The organism is Phytobacter sp. (genome assembly GCF_059074235.1).
This window is the reverse complement of the sequence record NZ_JCACPZ010000008.1, coordinates 459,008-474,423: the sequence shown is the minus strand read 5'-3', so window position 1 is coordinate 474,423 and position 15,416 is coordinate 459,008. Positions and strand designations below refer to the sequence as shown.

The following is a 15,416-nucleotide window of genomic DNA, read 5'->3' as shown; positions in this document are numbered from 1 at the left end:
CTGTATTAGCCCGTCGCTTCCAGCAGCAGTAAATCCATCAACAGCACCAGGTTTGACTCAAACGACGTCACTCCCGCAGCTTCGGCGGCGAAATGTACCGCTTCGTCGTACAGCGCGAAATGCAAATCCGCCAGTTCTGCCAGCGGATTGGCTGAGGCGCGGGTAAAGGCGATCACCGTCATGCCGACATTTTTGGCAATGCGGGCTTTATCCAGTACCTGCTCGGTTTCGCCACTGCGTGAGACGGCGACAAACACCTGGTAACGCGCGGCATTGCTGAGAAAAATATTGCGGCTGTCACCAGGCCCTGAGATAAAGGCCGTCTTGCCCAGCACCTGTAACTTCTTGGTCAGATACTCCGCAAAGAGATAGGAAAATCCCGCGCCGTAGAGGAAGAAGCTCTCTTTTTCGCGCAGCAGTCTGACGAAGGCTTGCCGCTTTTCTGGCGTCACCCACTGGAACGTCAGCTGGTAATTCGCCATAAACTGATGAAACAGCGTGGGTAACGTATCGCTGTTATTCGCCGACTGTTCGGCAATGTGCGGCGTGTCGGCCAGAAGCTGTTTGCAGTGCCAGATAAACTCGCTGTAGCCGCTAAAGCCCAGCTTCTGGCAGAGACGCATGATGGTGGCAGTAGAGACAAAGGTGGCCGTCGCCAGATTGCGGACCGTGATGTTGCCCACCAGCAGCGGATGCTCCGTCAGGTGGGCCAGCACACGGTACTCAGCACGCGTCAGGGATTCACCACGCGTCAACAGTGGCGCGAGTCGGTTATCCATTTATGCCGGGTCAACCGGCAGATCGTGACGGGCACCCCATTCACTCCAGGAGCCGTCGTACAGCTTAACGTTGTGCGCCCCGAGTGTCGCCAGCGCCAGGATGACCACACACGCCGTCACACCGGAGCCACAGCTGGCAATAATCGGTTTGTGTAAATCCACGCCCTGATGCTCAAAGATCCCCTCGAGCTCATCCGTGGTTTTCAGCTCACCGTTGACCACCAGATCACCCCAGGGCACGTTACGCGCACCCGGAATATGGCCGCGTTTCAGGCCCGGACGCGGTTCATTGGCTTCGCCCTTAAAGCGTGGCGCAGGACGAGCGTCAACGATCTGAGCAGTGCCTTCATGGCTGACTAACAGCACATCCGTCAGGCGCTGAACCGTTGTCGGGTCTGTTTTCACGTCAAAGTCAGATTCAGGATGGGTGACGTCACCCTGCTCAAGCGGCAGTTCGTCGCGCTGCCAGCCTGCCAGGCCTCCGGCGAGAATCGAGACGTTTTCCGCACCAAAGTAACGCAGCATCCACCAGGCGCGTGGCGCGGAAAAGAGGTTGCCTTCGTCGTAGACAACCAGATGTTTGTCGTGGCTGATGCCCAGTTCACGCATGGCGACGGCAAATGCCTCCGGGCGTGGCAGCATATGGGGCAAGTTTGAGGTGTGATCGGAAAGGGCTTCGATATCAAATCGAATCGCATCAGGAATGTGGCCAGCACGGTATTCCGCCACGAGATCGCGATGTTCCTGGCCCGGCGGGGCCATGCGTGCATCAATGATTTGTACTTCGGGGTTATCCCCGTGTTCAATCAGCCAGTCGGCTGAGACAAAATAAGAGGTGGACATGGTTGCCTCCGGGTCATCAACAATAACGTGAATTGTTAACGTTTTTTCCTGACCCGACAAGCAACCATCGCAAAAGGCGCGAGTTACCTCGTTATTTTTGCACGGCCTTGCCGTTTTCCCAGGCATGTTGCAGGGCAGGCCAGTAGTCGCGGTTGGCCTCAATCATGTCGTCGAGAATGGCTTTGGCATGCTGCATGGTCGGCACGGTGCGATTAAGGGTAAATGCCTGTAGCGCTTTTTCGTAGCTGCCTTCAATCGTCGCTTCGACCAGCAGTTGCTCTGAGGCCAGTTGCTGCATCAGTAGCGTTTGGTGGAACAACGGCACGGCACCCATACGTACCGGCTCAGCCCCTTCGGCGGTGATGTAGGCGGGCACTTCCACCATCGCATCGTAAGGCAGGTTGGCGATGGCTCCTTTATTTTCCACAATCACCAGATGACGCTGACGCAAATCAAAGGCCAGTGAACGGGCGACATCGACAATGAATTCACCGTGCACCCCCACGTGGAAGGCATCCGACAAAATCCCGGTCCGCTTGTACTCTTCCGCTGCGGCAAACAGCTTTTTCTCACGCCCGTTCATCACTTCGTTGGCACGGGTGTAGTTCGGATCCTGATGTTCGACAATGTCGTCAGGCATCAGGTAATACTGCAGATAGGGGTTCGGCAGGTAATCAGGGAAATGATCCATTACCGGTTTGATGTTGCGCCAGGTTTTCACCCATGATGGATCCGAGTGCTGCGGGTCGGTTTGCGCGGCATCCTCGGTCAGCAGACCAAAGCGTGCAATATGTTCACGCAACTGCGGCAGCTTGTCTTCACCATCGACCAGTACGCGAGTGAACCAGCCAAAGTGGTTAAGACCGAAGTAATCCACGACCAGCTTGTGGCGATCAACACCCAGCACGGCACCCATGTTACGCATGGCGGCGACCGGCATATCACAGATATTAAGTACGCGGGCATCCGGACGCAGGCGACGTACGCCTTCAGCCACAATGGCGGCCGGGTTGGAGTAGTTCACGATCCAGGCTTTTTTATCGGCGTAGCGTTCAACATGATCGATAAGCTCGACCATTGGCAGAATGGTACGTAAGCCATACGCCAGACCGCCAGGGCCACAGGTTTCCTGGCCGACGACACCGTGGCGCAGAGGGATTTTTTCATCCTGCTCGCGCATTTTGTACTGACCAACACGCATCTGGGCGAAGACAAAGTGTGCGCCGTGAAAAGCGATTTCCGGGTCAGTGGTGACGGTAAATTTGATGCTCTGGCTATGGTCGCGCAGCACTTTTTCGACCACCGGCGCAATGGTGCTCTGCCGGGCTTCGTCGATGTCATAGAGGCGAATTTCCGCCAGCGGGAATTTATCCAGCTGAACCATCAGGCTCTTCACAATCCCTGGCGTGTAGGTGCTGCCGCCACCGGCGATAGAGAGAATAAACGGGGGTTTGAACATCTTTAGTCTCCTTTAGAGAAACAGCTCAACGGCTTCTCGCATTTTTTTGACATGCAGCCCGTAGACCACCTGAACGTTATTACCTTGTTTGATGACCGCTTTCGCCCCGGTCGCCTTCAGACGGGGTTCGTCGATGCTGGTGACGTCTTTGACAGTGACGCGTAAGCGGGTATAGCAGTTGTCCACCACCTCAATGTTGTCGCGACCGCCGAGGCCCACGACAATCGCTTCGCCCAGCCCGTCGTTGTTCCCTTTGGCCTGGTAATCCTGCTTGCTGTACAGACGCGTCTCTTCCTCGGCCTCTTCGCGACCGGGGGTTTTCATGTCAAAGCGCAGGATCAGGAAGCGGAAGATGACAAAGTAGAGGGCGAACATTATCAGCCCGACCACGATGTACATCGGCCAGTTGGATTTTTCGGTGCCCAGCGGCAGGTTATAGAGAATGAAATCGATAATGCCGTTGGCACCAATCGCATGAACGCCAAAGAGATAAAACAGCATCATGCCGATGCCGATGCCGGTCAGCACCGCGTGCACCACGAACAGCAGGGGCGCAACAAACAGGAAGGAGAACTCGAGAGGTTCAGTGACCCCCACCAGAATCGAAGTCAGCGCGGCCGGAATCAAAATCGCTTTCGCGGCGGCTTTACGCTCGGGTTTTGCCGTGAGGTACATGGCCAGCGCGGCGGCAGGCAGACCAAACATTTTACTGATGCCACGGGCATCCCATACTACCGTGCTGCTGAGTTGTTTGACGTCCGGGCAGGCCATCTCGGCGAAGTAGATGTTGCGTGCGCCCTGGTATACCGTGCCGCAAACCTCCTGGGTGCCGCCCAGTTCGGTATACAAAAACGGGGTATACACCAGGTGATGTAATCCGGTAGGCACAAGAATGCGCTCAAGGAAGCCGTAAATCGCCACGCCAAACGGACCTGCGCCTTTGATGGCGGTTGCCAGCGTGCTGATGCCGTGCTGGGCGAAAGGCCAGATTTCGGTCATCAGCACGCCCAGTACCATCGACACCGGCAGCATGATAATGGCAACAAAACAGTGGCCGGAGTAGATAGCCATCGCGCCGGAAAACTGCACGCCGGAGTATTTATTGTAGAGATAGCCAGAAAGGGCACCGGTCAGGATACCGGCAAAAACACCCATCTCCAGCACCTGCACACCCAGCACCATTCCTTGCCCGGCAGCTTTCATTTGGTCTGCCGGGGCCAGCATGCCTTGTAGCTGCATGGTGACGTTCATGGCGTTGATAAAGACGATAAAGGTCACCAACCCAATCAGGGCGGCGTAGCCTTTATCTCGCGCGGCCAGGCCAATTGGAATCCCCACCGCGAACACCAGCGCCAGGTTAACCAGTACGGAGACGGCAGATTTGGCGATGAGCTGACCGGTATGTTGAATCAGCGGGTGACCAAGAAAGGGCAGGTACTCTGCGAGGTTGCCATTGCCCAGGATGTTACCAAAGGCAATAAACAAGCCGACGATGGGCAAAATCAGGACCGGACCAAAGAGGGACTTACCGAAATTTTGTAGGGCATTAACGGCTCTGCTCATTACGTTCTCTCTTATATGAACCGCAGGGAGGTGAGTGAAGATGGAGTAACGTTAGCAGCCGTAAACGGAGGTTTGCCAGCTATCTTATTGTATTAAAAACAAATGACTTAGAAGGTTACATGTAACGTTACGCCCTGTGATCCGGCTAACAGCGCCATTGCTTCGTTTTTGGGCAGAAAATGTTTTCCAGAATCGGGTGGCTATTTGAAATTGGTAAAGTCGCGCATAATACTTACGGATATTTACTTAACAGGCTCTGGGGCCAGGGATAAAGGATGATACCGTTACGTTCAGCGGCGATAGCTATCGCACTCTTGACTACGTTCACATTGGCAGGCTGTGACAACAACGATAAACCGCAGGAAGCGCAGTCAGCACCTGCATCCACCTCTACTTCTTCAACGTCGCAAGGCACGCCTCCGGCGGCGAAACCCGACAGTGAAAAAATCAAACAGCTGGCAAAAAGTAGCGAAGGTAAACCGCTGACGCTGGTGGATGCCTCTGAAGTCCAGCTGGACGGTGCCGCAGCCCTCGTGCTGACTTTTTCTATTCCGCTGAATCCGGATCAAAACTTTGCCCAGACCGTCCACGTGGTGGACAAAAAGAACGGCAAGGTGGACGGTGCCTGGGAACTGGCCCCTAATCTGAAAGAGCTCCGTTTACGTCACCTGGAGCCAAACCGCGAACTGCTGGTGTCGGTCGATCGTGGTCTGCAGGCCATCAATAACGCCACTTTTGGCATTGATTACGAAAAGCCAATCACGACCCGAGATATTCAGCCGACCGTTGGTTTTGCCAGCCGTGGCTCGCTGCTGCCAGGTAAAGTGGTTGAAGGCTTACCGGTTATCGCACTTAACGTGGATAACATCGACGTCAATTTCTACCGGGTGAAACCGGAATCCCTCGCGGCTTTTGTCAGCCAGTGGGAATACCGTAATTCCCTGACCAACTGGGAGTCAGAGAATTTACTCAAGATGGTCGACCTGGTGTACACCGGACGTTTTGACCTTAATCCGGCACGCAACACGCGTGAAAAACTGCAGTTACCGCTCAAAGAGATAAAGCCATTGCAGCAGGCGGGCGTGTATGTTGCGGTGATGAATCAGGCCGGGCATTACAACTACAGTAACGCCGCCACACTCTTTACCCTGAGCAACATCGGCCTTTCTGCCCACCGCTATCACGATCGAATGGATATCTTCACCCAGGGTCTGGAGAACGGGGCGGCGCAGTCGGGCGTTGATGTTGTTCTGCTCAATGACAAAGGCCAGACGCTGGCGCAGGCGACCAGCGATGCACAGGGCCATGCCACACTCAACACCGACAAAGAAGCCGCGCTGCTGCTGGCGCGTAAAGAGGGCGAAACCACGCTGCTGGATTTAAAACTCCCGGCGCTGGATCTTGCTGAGTTTGCCATTGCCGGGGATCCGGGTTACAGCAAGCAGTTCTTCATGTTTGGCCCGCGCGATCTCTATCGTCCTGGCGAAACGGTCATCATGAATGCGCTGCTGCGCGACAGCGACGGCAAACCGATTGCCGATCAGCCCGTCAAACTTGAGGTCGTGAAACCCGACGGTCAGGTGATGCGCAGCGTGGTCAGCCAGCCGGAAAATGGCCTGTATCGCTTTACCTGGACGCTGGATGCCAGCGCGCAAACCGGTACCTGGGCGATTCGCGCCAACACCGGTGATAACCAGTTACGTAGCTGGTCCTTCCATGTGGAAGATTTTATGCCGGAGCGTATGGCGCTCAATCTCACCCCGCAACAGGAACCGCTTTCACTGGAAGATGACGTCAACTTTGGCGTGGTGGGGTACTACCTGTACGGCGCACCAGCCAGCGGCAACACGCTGCAAGGGCAACTTTTCTTGCGTCCATTGCGTGAGGCGGTAAAAGCCCTGCCGGGCTTCCAGTTTGGTGATATCGCAGAAGAGAATCAGAGCCGCAGCCTGGATGAAGTGCAGATCCAACTGGATGAAAAAGGGCACGGTGCGGTGAGTACCGCCAGCCAGTGGAAAGATCTGCACTCGCCGTTGCAGGTGATTCTGCAGGCAAGCCTGCTGGAGTCCGGCGGTCGTCCTGTGACCCGTCGCGCAGAACAACCGCTCTGGCCTGCGGCTGCATTACCGGGGATTCGTCCACAGTTCGCGGCGAAAGCTGTCTATGACTATCGCACTGACACGACGGTCAATCAGCCGATTGTCGATGAGAACGGTCTGGCTGGCTTCGACATTGTTTATGCCGACCCGACAGGCGCCAAACAAGCAGTTTCTGGACTTCAGGTTCGCCTGATACGCGAACGTCGTGACTATTACTGGAACTGGTCTGAGAGCGAAGGCTGGCAGTCTCAGTTCGATCAAAAAGATCTGGTTGAAGGGGAGCAATCCCTCGATTTAGCCGCCGATGAAACTGGTAAGGTGAGCTTCCCGGTCGAGTGGGGTTCTTATCGTCTGGAAGTGAAAGCACCGGATGAAAGCGTCAGTAGCGTGCGTTTCTGGGCCGGTTATAGCTGGCAGGATAACAGCGACGGTGCAGGTGCCGCGCGCCCTGACCGCGTGACCATGAAACTTGATAAACCGGCTTACCAGCCTGGTGACACCATTAAGTTGCACGTGACAGCCCCGGCGGCGGGCAAAGGCTACGCCATGATAGAGTCCAGTGAAGGGCCGTTGTGGTGGCAGGAGATTGATGTGCCGGAAGGCGGTCTTGATATTTCCATTCCTGTCGATCAGAAATGGCGCCGTCACGATCTCTACCTGAGTACGCTGGTGGTCCGCCCGGGGGATAAATCGAAATCCGCGACGCCGAAACGGGCAGTCGGTTTACTGCATCTGCCAATGGGCGATGAAAACCGCCGACTGAACGTGGCGCTGGAAAGTCCGCAGAAAATGCGGCCAAACCAGCCGCTGACGGTAAAAATCAAAGCCAATCTGAAAGACGGCAAAGCGCCTAAACAGGTCAATGTACTGGTGTCCGCGGTTGATAGCGGTGTACTGAATATCACCGACTACGTAACACCAGACCCGTGGGCGGGCTTCTTTGGTCAGAAACGCTACGGTGCCGATATCTACGATATCTACGGTCAGGTGATTGAAGGCCAGGGGCGTCTGGCATCGCTGCGCTTTGGTGGCGATGGTGATGAACTCAACCGTGGCGGCAAACCGCCGGTTAACCATGTCACTATCATCGCGCAGCAGGCCCAGCCAGTCACACTGGATGACAACGGTGAAGGTACGGTGACGTTGCCAATTGGTGATTTTAACGGTGAATTGCGCGTGATGGCGCAGGCCTGGACCTCGGAAGATTTTGGCAGCAGCGAAGGCAAAGTAGTAGTGGCCGCACCGGTGATTGCTGAACTCAACATGCCGCGCTTCCTCGCAGGTGGCGATACCTCGCGCCTCACGATGGACATCACTAACCTGACAGATAAACCACAAAGCCTGCAGGTTACCGTCTCTGCCAGCGGTCTGGTGGCCCTGGCAAGCCAGCAGCCGAAACCGGTTGAACTTGCTCCGGGTGCCCGTACCACGCTGTTTATTCCGGTACGTGCGTTGGATGGATTTGGTGATGGCGAAATCAGTGCCGATATTTCAGGCCTGACGCTCCCGGGTGAAACCTTTGCCCCTCAGCATAAAGCGTGGAAGCTGGGTGTGCGTCCAGCCTGGCCTGCGCAGACCATCAGCAGCGATGTGATGATTTACCCGCATGAAAGCTGGAATGCACCCGCGGAACATACCAACCGTATCTCTCCGGTAGCGCTGCAGGGGCAATTGCTGCTGAGCGGTCGTCCTTCCCTGAACATTGCCCGTTATATTCAGGAGTTGCGTGCTTATCCGTACGGCTGCCTGGAGCAAACTGCCAGCGGCCTGTTCCCGTCGCTGTATACCAATGCTGAGCAGCTTAAAATGCTGGGTATCAAAGGCGACAGCGATGAGAAACGCCGTGCGGCGGTGGATATTGGCATCTCCCGTCTGCTGCAAATGCAGCGCGACGATGGCGGTTTCTCGTTGTGGGACAAAAACGGTCCTGAAGAGTACTGGCTCACCGCTTATGTGACCGATTTCCTGTTCCGGGCGACCGAGCAGGGCTACAGCGTACCGGGCGAGGCGCTGAACAACGCGAACAACCGCCTGTTGCGCTATTTGCAGGATCCTGCAGCGATGGCCGTGCGATACAGCGATGACGTATCAGCCACCAAATTTGCCACCCAAAGCTATGCTGCGCTGGTCCTGGCGCGCCAGCAGAAAGCCCCATTGGGCGCGCTGCGTGAACTCTGGCAGCGTAACAGTCAGGCGAAAGCAGGACTGCCGCTGATGCAACTGGGTGTGGCACTTAAACTAATGGGTGATGCTCCGCGCAGTGAACAGGCGATGGCGCAGGCGCTGGTGACGAAACGTCTGTCGTCTCAACGCTGGATGGCCGATTACGGTAGTGAACTGCGTGACAATGCGCTGATGCTGGCACTGCTCGAAGAGAACAAGCTGTTGCCGGATGAGCAAAACAAACTGCTGACCACCCTGTCTGAGGAAGCCTTCGGGCAACGCTGGCTCTCCACGCAAGAGAGCAATGCGTTGTTCCTCGCCGGACGTCCTCTGCAAAATCTGCCGGGTAACTGGCAGGCGCAGACCAGTCTGACAACTGAAGAGCTTAAAGGCGATAAACAGCAAACCCGCGAACTGAATGCCGACCAAATGACGGCGTTGCAGGTGACGAACACCGGTGAAAGCCCAATGTGGCTGCGTCTGGACAGCACCGGTTACCCGGAATACACCCCGGCACCGGCGAGCAATGTGCTGAAAATCGAACGCCACATTATGGGAACCGACGGTCGCACCAAAGCGCTGGATTCACTGAAAAGTGGTGAACTGGTGCTGGTCTGGCTGGAAGTGACGGCCAGCAATAACGTGCCGGATGCGCTGGTGGTCGACTTGCTGCCTGCGGGTCTGGAACTGGAAAACCAGAACCTGGCCAGCAGCAGCGCCAGCCTGGCGGACAGCGCCAGCGAAGTGCAGGAGCTGCTCAACCGGATGCAGCAGGCGGATATTCAGCATATGGAGTTCCGTGATGACCGCTTTGTGGCTGCCGTAGCGGTAAGTCAGGGGCAACCTGTCACCCTGATTTACCTGGCGCGTGCCGTGACGCCGGGAACCTATCAACTGCCAATGCCACAAGTGGAATCGATGTATGTTCCTCAGTGGCGGGCAACGGGAGCCGCAAGTGGTCCGTTGATTGTTCGCCCGTAAGATGAAAAACAGGCGTCTCCTGCGCTCCCGCTGGCTCTGGCTGGCGGGAGCGCCTCTTTTATTGCTGGTGTGTGTGTTTCTTGCAGACAAGATCTGGCCGTTGCCGCTCACTGAGGTGAATCCGGCGCGGGTGGTTGTCTCGGAAGATGGCACACCGCTCTGGCGTTTTGCTGATGCAGAAGGGATCTGGCGTTACCCGGTGACTATCGAAGAGGTGTCACCGCGCTACCTGGAAGCACTTATCCAGTATGAAGACCGCTGGTTCTGGAAACACCCTGGCGTTAACCCATTTTCGGTTGCTCGCGCCGCGTGGCAGGATCTGCGTGCCGGGCGAGTGATTTCCGGCGGCAGCACCCTGACCATGCAGGTGGCGCGTCTTCTTGACCCTCATTCACGCACCTTTGGCGGTAAAATTCGCCAGCTCTGGCGTGCACTGCAGCTGGAATGGCACCTTTCCAAACGCGACATCCTGACGCTTTACCTGAATCGCGCCCCTTTCGGCGGAACACTGCAAGGCGTTGGAGCAGCAAGCTGGGCCTATCTCGGCAAGTCTCCGGCACAAATGAGTTATGCCGAAGCGGCGCTGTTGGCGGTACTGCCGCAGGCACCGAGCCGCTTGCGACCGGACAGATGGTCAGAGCGTGCCCAGGCCGCACGCGACAAAGTGCTCGATCGTATGGTCAGCCAGGGCGTCTGGAGTGCAGAGCAGGTGGCGGAGTCACGCGAAGAGCCTGTCTGGCTGGCACCGCGCCAGATGCCACAACTGGCGCCGCTCTTTTCCCGCATGATGGTCAGCCAGCGTTCTGCGCTGAAGGTCACCACCACCCTGGATGCCAGCCTGCAACGTCAGCTGGAAGAGCTGGCGCTGAGCCTCAAAACCCGGCTGCCTCAGCGCAGCTCCCTGGCGATTATCGTTGTCGACCACACCGATATGAAAGTGCGCGGCTGGGTCGGTTCGGCAGATATCTCTGATGACACCCGGTTTGGTCATGTGGATATGGTGAGCGCGATTCGCTCACCAGGCTCGGTTCTCAAGCCGTTTATCTACGGCCTGGCGATGGACGAGGGGCTGATTCATCCGGCTTCTTTATTGCAGGATGTGCCGCGCCGCACCGGCGATTATCGACCTGGCAATTTTGATAGCGGCTTTCATGGTCCGGTCAGTATGAGCGAGGCGCTGGTGCGCTCGCTTAATCTTCCCGCTGTACAGGTCCTTGAAGTCTATGGTCCGAAAAAGTTTGCCGGCATGTTACGTAATGCGGGGCTGCCGCTGACCTTGCCACAAGGGGCAGAGCCCAATCTTTCGCTGATTCTCGGTGGGGCGGGGGCGCGACTGGCAGATATCACCGCCGCCTACAGTGCGTTTGCTCGCCAGGGGAAGGCCGGGCAACTGCGTTTACAGCCTGACGACCCACTGATTGAGCGCCCTTTGATGTCTCCGGGGTCGGCGTGGATCATCCGCCGTATTCTGGCGAATGAAGCGCAGCCTTTGCCGGACAGCGCCTTACCCCGTGTCGTACCGCTGGCGTGGAAAACCGGTACCAGCTATGGCTACCGTGATGCCTGGGCGATAGGGGTCAACGGGCGCTATCTTATTGGTGTCTGGACCGGCAGGCCGGATGGCACCCCGGTTGCAGGGCAGTTTGGTTTTGCCAGTGCGGTACCGGTACTCAATCAAGTGAATAACATGCTGCAACCGCGCTCGGCGCTGGAACAGGCTAAAATGCCTGAAGATCCGCGCCCTGAATCGGTCAGTAGTGGGGTGATTTGCTGGCCTGGTGGTCAGAGTCTGCCAGCCGGAGACAGTAACTGCCGCCGCCGCTTGTCAACTTGGCTGCTGGACGAGAGTCAGCCGCCCACCTTATTGATGCCAGAGCAGGAAGGGGTGAAAGGAATTCGATTCCCGATCTGGCTGAACGCTCAGGGCCAGCGCGTGGCGGCCGATTGTCCGGATGCTGAGCAGAAAACGATGATTGTCTGGCCGCTGCCGCTCGAGCCCTGGCTACCGATTGCTGAAAAACGCGCCGCGCGTCTGCCTGCTCGCTCAAACGTCTGCCCACCACAGAATGAGAATGCCCCACCGCCGCTGGTGCTCTCGGGTATCCGGGAGGGGGGCGTGATTAAACGGGTGCCAGGTCAGGCTGCAGCTACGTTGCCAGTGCTGGCATCTGGCGGGCAGGGCAGTCGCTGGTGGTTCTTGAATGGTGAACCATTAGACACCCACTCACCGCTATTGAGTCTTAAACTTGATAAGTCTGGTGAATATCAGTTATTGGTAATGGATGACGCCGGGCAGGTACAGACCGTGCAGTTCGCGGTGCAATAATGTGCAGAATAAGCGATTTAGTGAAGAGTGTTACTAAAACTCGTCTTATTTTAAAAAAATGTTACCTATATCCATAGGCAATACCTGCGTTGCTCATTATAATCCGCGCCAGGTCATACGCATGTATGTACGACAACAGAACAACTTACAGGGGTTAACATGGCTATTGAACGTACTTTTTCCATCATCAAGCCGAACGCGGTAGCAAAAAACGTTATCGGTAGCATCTTTGCGCGTTTTGAATCTGCTGGTTTTAAAATTGTTGGCACCAAAATGCTGCACCTGAGCGTTGAACAGGCTCGTGGTTTCTATGCAGAACACGAAGGTCGCCCATTCTTCGACGGTCTGGTTGAGTTCATGACCTCCGGCCCAATCGTGGTTTCCGTACTGGAAGGCGAAAACGCCGTTCAGCGTCACCGTGACCTGCTGGGCGCAACCAACCCGGCGAACGCGCTGGCGGGTACCCTGCGTGCTGACTACGCTGACAGCTTCACCGAGAACGGCACCCACGGTTCTGACTCCGTAGAATCCGCCGCGCGCGAAATCGCTTTCTTCTTCGCAGAAGGCGAAGTGTGCCCGCGCACTCGCTAATCCGCTGAACAAAGTGTAAGGACATTTACACTTTATTTCGCCAATGCCGCGTGCAACCGTGGCATCTGTACACCAGAATTTGTACAATGCAGCGCCCCGAGAGAAGCAGACGCTTTCCCGGGGCGCTTCTTTTTTTCAACCACCCTCCAGGGGCCATAACGTGTAACAACGAGGCCGGAATAAAACTATGTCTGAACAGATTGTCACGCCTGAGAACGTCGCACTGACGATTCCCAACAAAGATGCAAAAATCAACTTGCTGGACCTGAACCGTCAGCAGCTGCGCGAGTTTTTCAAACACTTAGGCGAGAAACCCTTCCGCGCCGACCAGGTGATGAAGTGGATGTACCATTATTGCAGCGATAACTTTGATGATATGACTGACATCAACAAAGTTCTGCGCAATAAACTCAAAGAAGTGGCTGAGATCCGTGCACCGGAAGTGGTTGAAGAACAACGCTCTTCCGATGGCACCATCAAATGGGCGATTGCCGTAGGCGATCAGCGCGTCGAAACGGTTTATATCCCGGAAGACGACCGTGCCACGTTATGCGTGTCCTCGCAGGTGGGTTGTGCGCTGGAATGTAAATTCTGCTCAACAGCGCAGCAGGGCTTTAACCGTAACCTGAAAGTGTCGGAAATTATCGGCCAGGTCTGGCGCGCGGCAAAAATCATTGGCGCAGCGAAAGTTACCGGTCAGCGTCCGATCACCAACGTGGTTATGATGGGGATGGGCGAACCGCTGCTCAACCTCACCAACGTGGTGCCAGCGATGGAAATCATGCTGGATGACTTCGGTTTCGGTCTGTCTAAACGTCGTGTAACACTTTCTACGTCCGGTGTTGTACCTGCGCTGGATAAACTGGGCGACATGATTGACGTGGCGCTGGCGATTTCCCTGCACGCGCCGAATGACACCATTCGTGACGAAATTGTACCTGTCAACAAAAAGTACAATATCGCCACCTTCCTGGAATCCGTTCGTGGCTATATTTCCAAGTCCAACGCCAACCAGGGACGTGTCACCATCGAGTACGTGATGCTGGACCATATCAATGATGGCACCGAGCATGCGCATGAGCTGGCGGCACTGCTGAAAGATACGCCGTGCAAGATCAATTTGATCCCATGGAACCCCTTCCCGGGCGCGCCGTATGGTCGCAGTTCCAACAGTCGTATCGATCGTTTCTCCAAGGTGTTGATGGATTACGGATTCACCACCATTGTGCGTAAAACCCGTGGTGATGACATCGATGCAGCCTGTGGTCAGTTAGCGGGTGAAGTCATCGATCGTACGAAGCGTACCATCCGTAAACGTATGCAGGGCGAGTCGATTGCGGTTAAAGCAATCTGATAGTCCTGGCGTCGCGGCAGATAAGTTTGCCGCGACGCATAATTATGCTGAATAAATCGCCTGCAACGACTCGTGTAGTCAATAATTACGGTGCGTTTCTTCCGACTTTAAGGCAGTATGTAATGATGGAACAACGGCTTAGCAATTGGGCTTAAAGCTGTTCTGTCATGACTGGCCTGACAGTCTTATACTGTCGGTCTAAGTTTATTTGACCCAGAATTTTCGCGGCGCGCCAGGCAATGGCCGAACACGCGCTGAACCTTAAAACACGTACCAGCAGTTGTAGCGAATGAATACTGAAGCCACTAACGAACAACATGAAGCACAAACCACAGGCGTTCGTCTGCGCAACGCCCGTGAACAACTTGGACTCAGCCAACAGGTGGTCGCCGAACGCCTGTGTCTGAAAGTCTCCACGGTTCGCGATATTGAAGACGATAAGGCTCCGGCCGATCTGGCTTCGACATTCCTGCGTGGTTACATCCGATCCTATGCCCGCCTGGTGCATATTCCGGAAGAAGAACTGCTGCCAATGATTGAGAAGCAGGCCCCTGTCCGGACGGCGAAAGTGGCCCCAATGCAGACCTATGCACTGGGCAAGCGTCGCAAAAAACGTGATGGCTGGTTAATGAGCTTTACCTGGCTGGTGCTGTTTGTGGTCATTGGCCTGACGGGCGCGTGGTGGTGGCAGAATCACAAAGCGCAGCAGGAAGAAATTACGACTATGGCCGATCAGTCTTCTGCGGAACTGAATGCCAGCGGTCAAGGGCAAAATGTCCCACTGAATAACGACACGGCGACTGCGCCTGCTGAAGTTCAGGACAGTGTGTCTACCCCGATTGAAGCGCCAGCGCCATCAACGCCTTCTTCTGCGACGGCGAACAACGCTAATCCTGTGGTTTCGCCTTCTCAGGCTCCGATCGCTCAGCCTTCAGCAACCTCTAGTACCAGCCCGTTGCCGACCAGTCAGGCAGGTGTTGCGGCAGCGACTGCCGATACCAATGCTCTGGTCATGAACTTCACGGCTGACTGCTGGCTGGAAGTAAGCGATGCAACAGGCAAGAAATTGTTCAGCGGTGTGCAGCGTAAAGATGCGTCCCTGAACTTGACTGGACAGGCACCTTACAAACTGAAAATTGGCGCACCGGCTGCTGTTCAGATCCAATATCAGGGAAAACCTGTCGATCTGAGCCGCTTTATCAGAACTAACCAGGTTGCACGCCTGACCCTCAATGCCGAACAATCAGCAGCACAGTAA

Annotated in this window: 9 protein-coding genes; 5 read left to right on the top strand and 4 right to left on the bottom strand. The window is 55.8% G+C overall.

Annotation, left to right across the window (positions count from 1 at the left end):
- Positions 1 to 5 precede the first annotated feature (5 nt).
- From AC5JPW_RS20010 to AC5JPW_RS19995, 4 genes are all read right to left on the bottom strand, one after another.
- Positions 6 to 779, bottom strand: coding sequence for a MurR/RpiR family transcriptional regulator (locus tag AC5JPW_RS20010; protein WP_494242854.1), 774 nt, complete (start codon positions 777 to 779; stop codon positions 6 to 8).
- Positions 780 to 1,622 carry a 3-mercaptopyruvate sulfurtransferase gene (sseA, locus tag AC5JPW_RS20005; RefSeq protein ID WP_494242853.1) on the bottom strand — a complete coding sequence of 281 codons (843 nt, stop codon included), beginning with the start codon at positions 1,620 to 1,622 and terminating at the stop codon, positions 780 to 782.
- Between the two features lie 91 nt (positions 1,623 to 1,713).
- On the bottom strand, positions 1,714 to 3,081 hold the full coding sequence (locus AC5JPW_RS20000) for a 6-phospho-alpha-glucosidase (RefSeq protein WP_494242852.1): 1,368 nt from the start codon (positions 3,079 to 3,081) through the stop codon (positions 1,714 to 1,716).
- A 12-nt stretch (positions 3,082 to 3,093) separates the two neighbouring features.
- Positions 3,094 to 4,644: a PTS transporter subunit EIIC gene (locus AC5JPW_RS19995; RefSeq protein ID WP_494242851.1), complete on the bottom strand. Its 1,551-nt coding sequence runs from the start codon at positions 4,642 to 4,644 to the stop codon at positions 3,094 to 3,096.
- 275 nt (positions 4,645 to 4,919) lie between these two features.
- Between AC5JPW_RS19995 and AC5JPW_RS19990 the strand changes: the two genes are divergently transcribed.
- From AC5JPW_RS19990 to rodZ, 5 genes are all read left to right on the top strand, one after another.
- Entirely contained in the window at positions 4,920 to 9,887 is a 4,968-nt protein-coding gene (locus AC5JPW_RS19990) for an alpha-2-macroglobulin family protein (RefSeq protein WP_494242850.1), read from the top strand.
- 1 nt (position 9,888) lies between these two features.
- On the top strand, positions 9,889 to 12,213 hold the full coding sequence (gene pbpC / locus AC5JPW_RS19985) for a peptidoglycan glycosyltransferase PbpC (RefSeq protein ID WP_494242849.1): 2,325 nt from the start codon (positions 9,889 to 9,891) through the stop codon (positions 12,211 to 12,213).
- A 159-nt stretch (positions 12,214 to 12,372) separates the two neighbouring features.
- Positions 12,373 to 12,804, top strand: coding sequence for a nucleoside-diphosphate kinase (ndk, locus tag AC5JPW_RS19980; RefSeq protein ID WP_494242848.1), 432 nt, complete (start codon positions 12,373 to 12,375; stop codon positions 12,802 to 12,804).
- 187 nt (positions 12,805 to 12,991) lie between these two features.
- Positions 12,992 to 14,158, top strand: a complete 1,167-nt coding sequence (gene rlmN / locus AC5JPW_RS19975; protein ID WP_494242847.1) for a dual-specificity RNA methyltransferase RlmN — start codon at positions 12,992 to 12,994, stop codon at positions 14,156 to 14,158.
- Between the two features lie 289 nt (positions 14,159 to 14,447).
- Positions 14,448 to 15,416, top strand: a complete 969-nt coding sequence (rodZ, locus tag AC5JPW_RS19970; RefSeq protein WP_494242846.1) for a cytoskeleton protein RodZ — start codon at positions 14,448 to 14,450, stop codon at positions 15,414 to 15,416.

Bases quoted from the DNA above. Each gene is read 5' to 3' on its own strand.
- rodZ (WP_494242846.1), top strand. From the start codon at position 14,448: ATGAATACTGAAGCCACTAACGAACAACATGAAGCACAAACCACAGGC.
- AC5JPW_RS20000 (WP_494242852.1), bottom strand. From the start codon at position 3,081: ATGTTCAAACCCCCGTTTATTCTCTCTATCGCCGGTGGCGGCAGCACC.
- AC5JPW_RS20010 (WP_494242854.1), bottom strand. From the start codon at position 779: ATGGATAACCGACTCGCGCCACTGTTGACGCGTGGTGAATCCCTGACG.
- sseA (WP_494242853.1), bottom strand. From the start codon at position 1,622: ATGTCCACCTCTTATTTTGTCTCAGCCGACTGGCTGATTGAACACGGG.
- AC5JPW_RS19995 (WP_494242851.1), bottom strand. From the start codon at position 4,644: ATGAGCAGAGCCGTTAATGCCCTACAAAATTTCGGTAAGTCCCTCTTT.
- pbpC (WP_494242849.1), top strand. From the start codon at position 9,889: ATGAAAAACAGGCGTCTCCTGCGCTCCCGCTGGCTCTGGCTGGCGGGA.
- AC5JPW_RS19990 (WP_494242850.1), top strand. From the start codon at position 4,920: ATGATACCGTTACGTTCAGCGGCGATAGCTATCGCACTCTTGACTACG.
- rlmN (WP_494242847.1), top strand. From the start codon at position 12,992: ATGTCTGAACAGATTGTCACGCCTGAGAACGTCGCACTGACGATTCCC.
- ndk (WP_494242848.1), top strand. From the start codon at position 12,373: ATGGCTATTGAACGTACTTTTTCCATCATCAAGCCGAACGCGGTAGCA.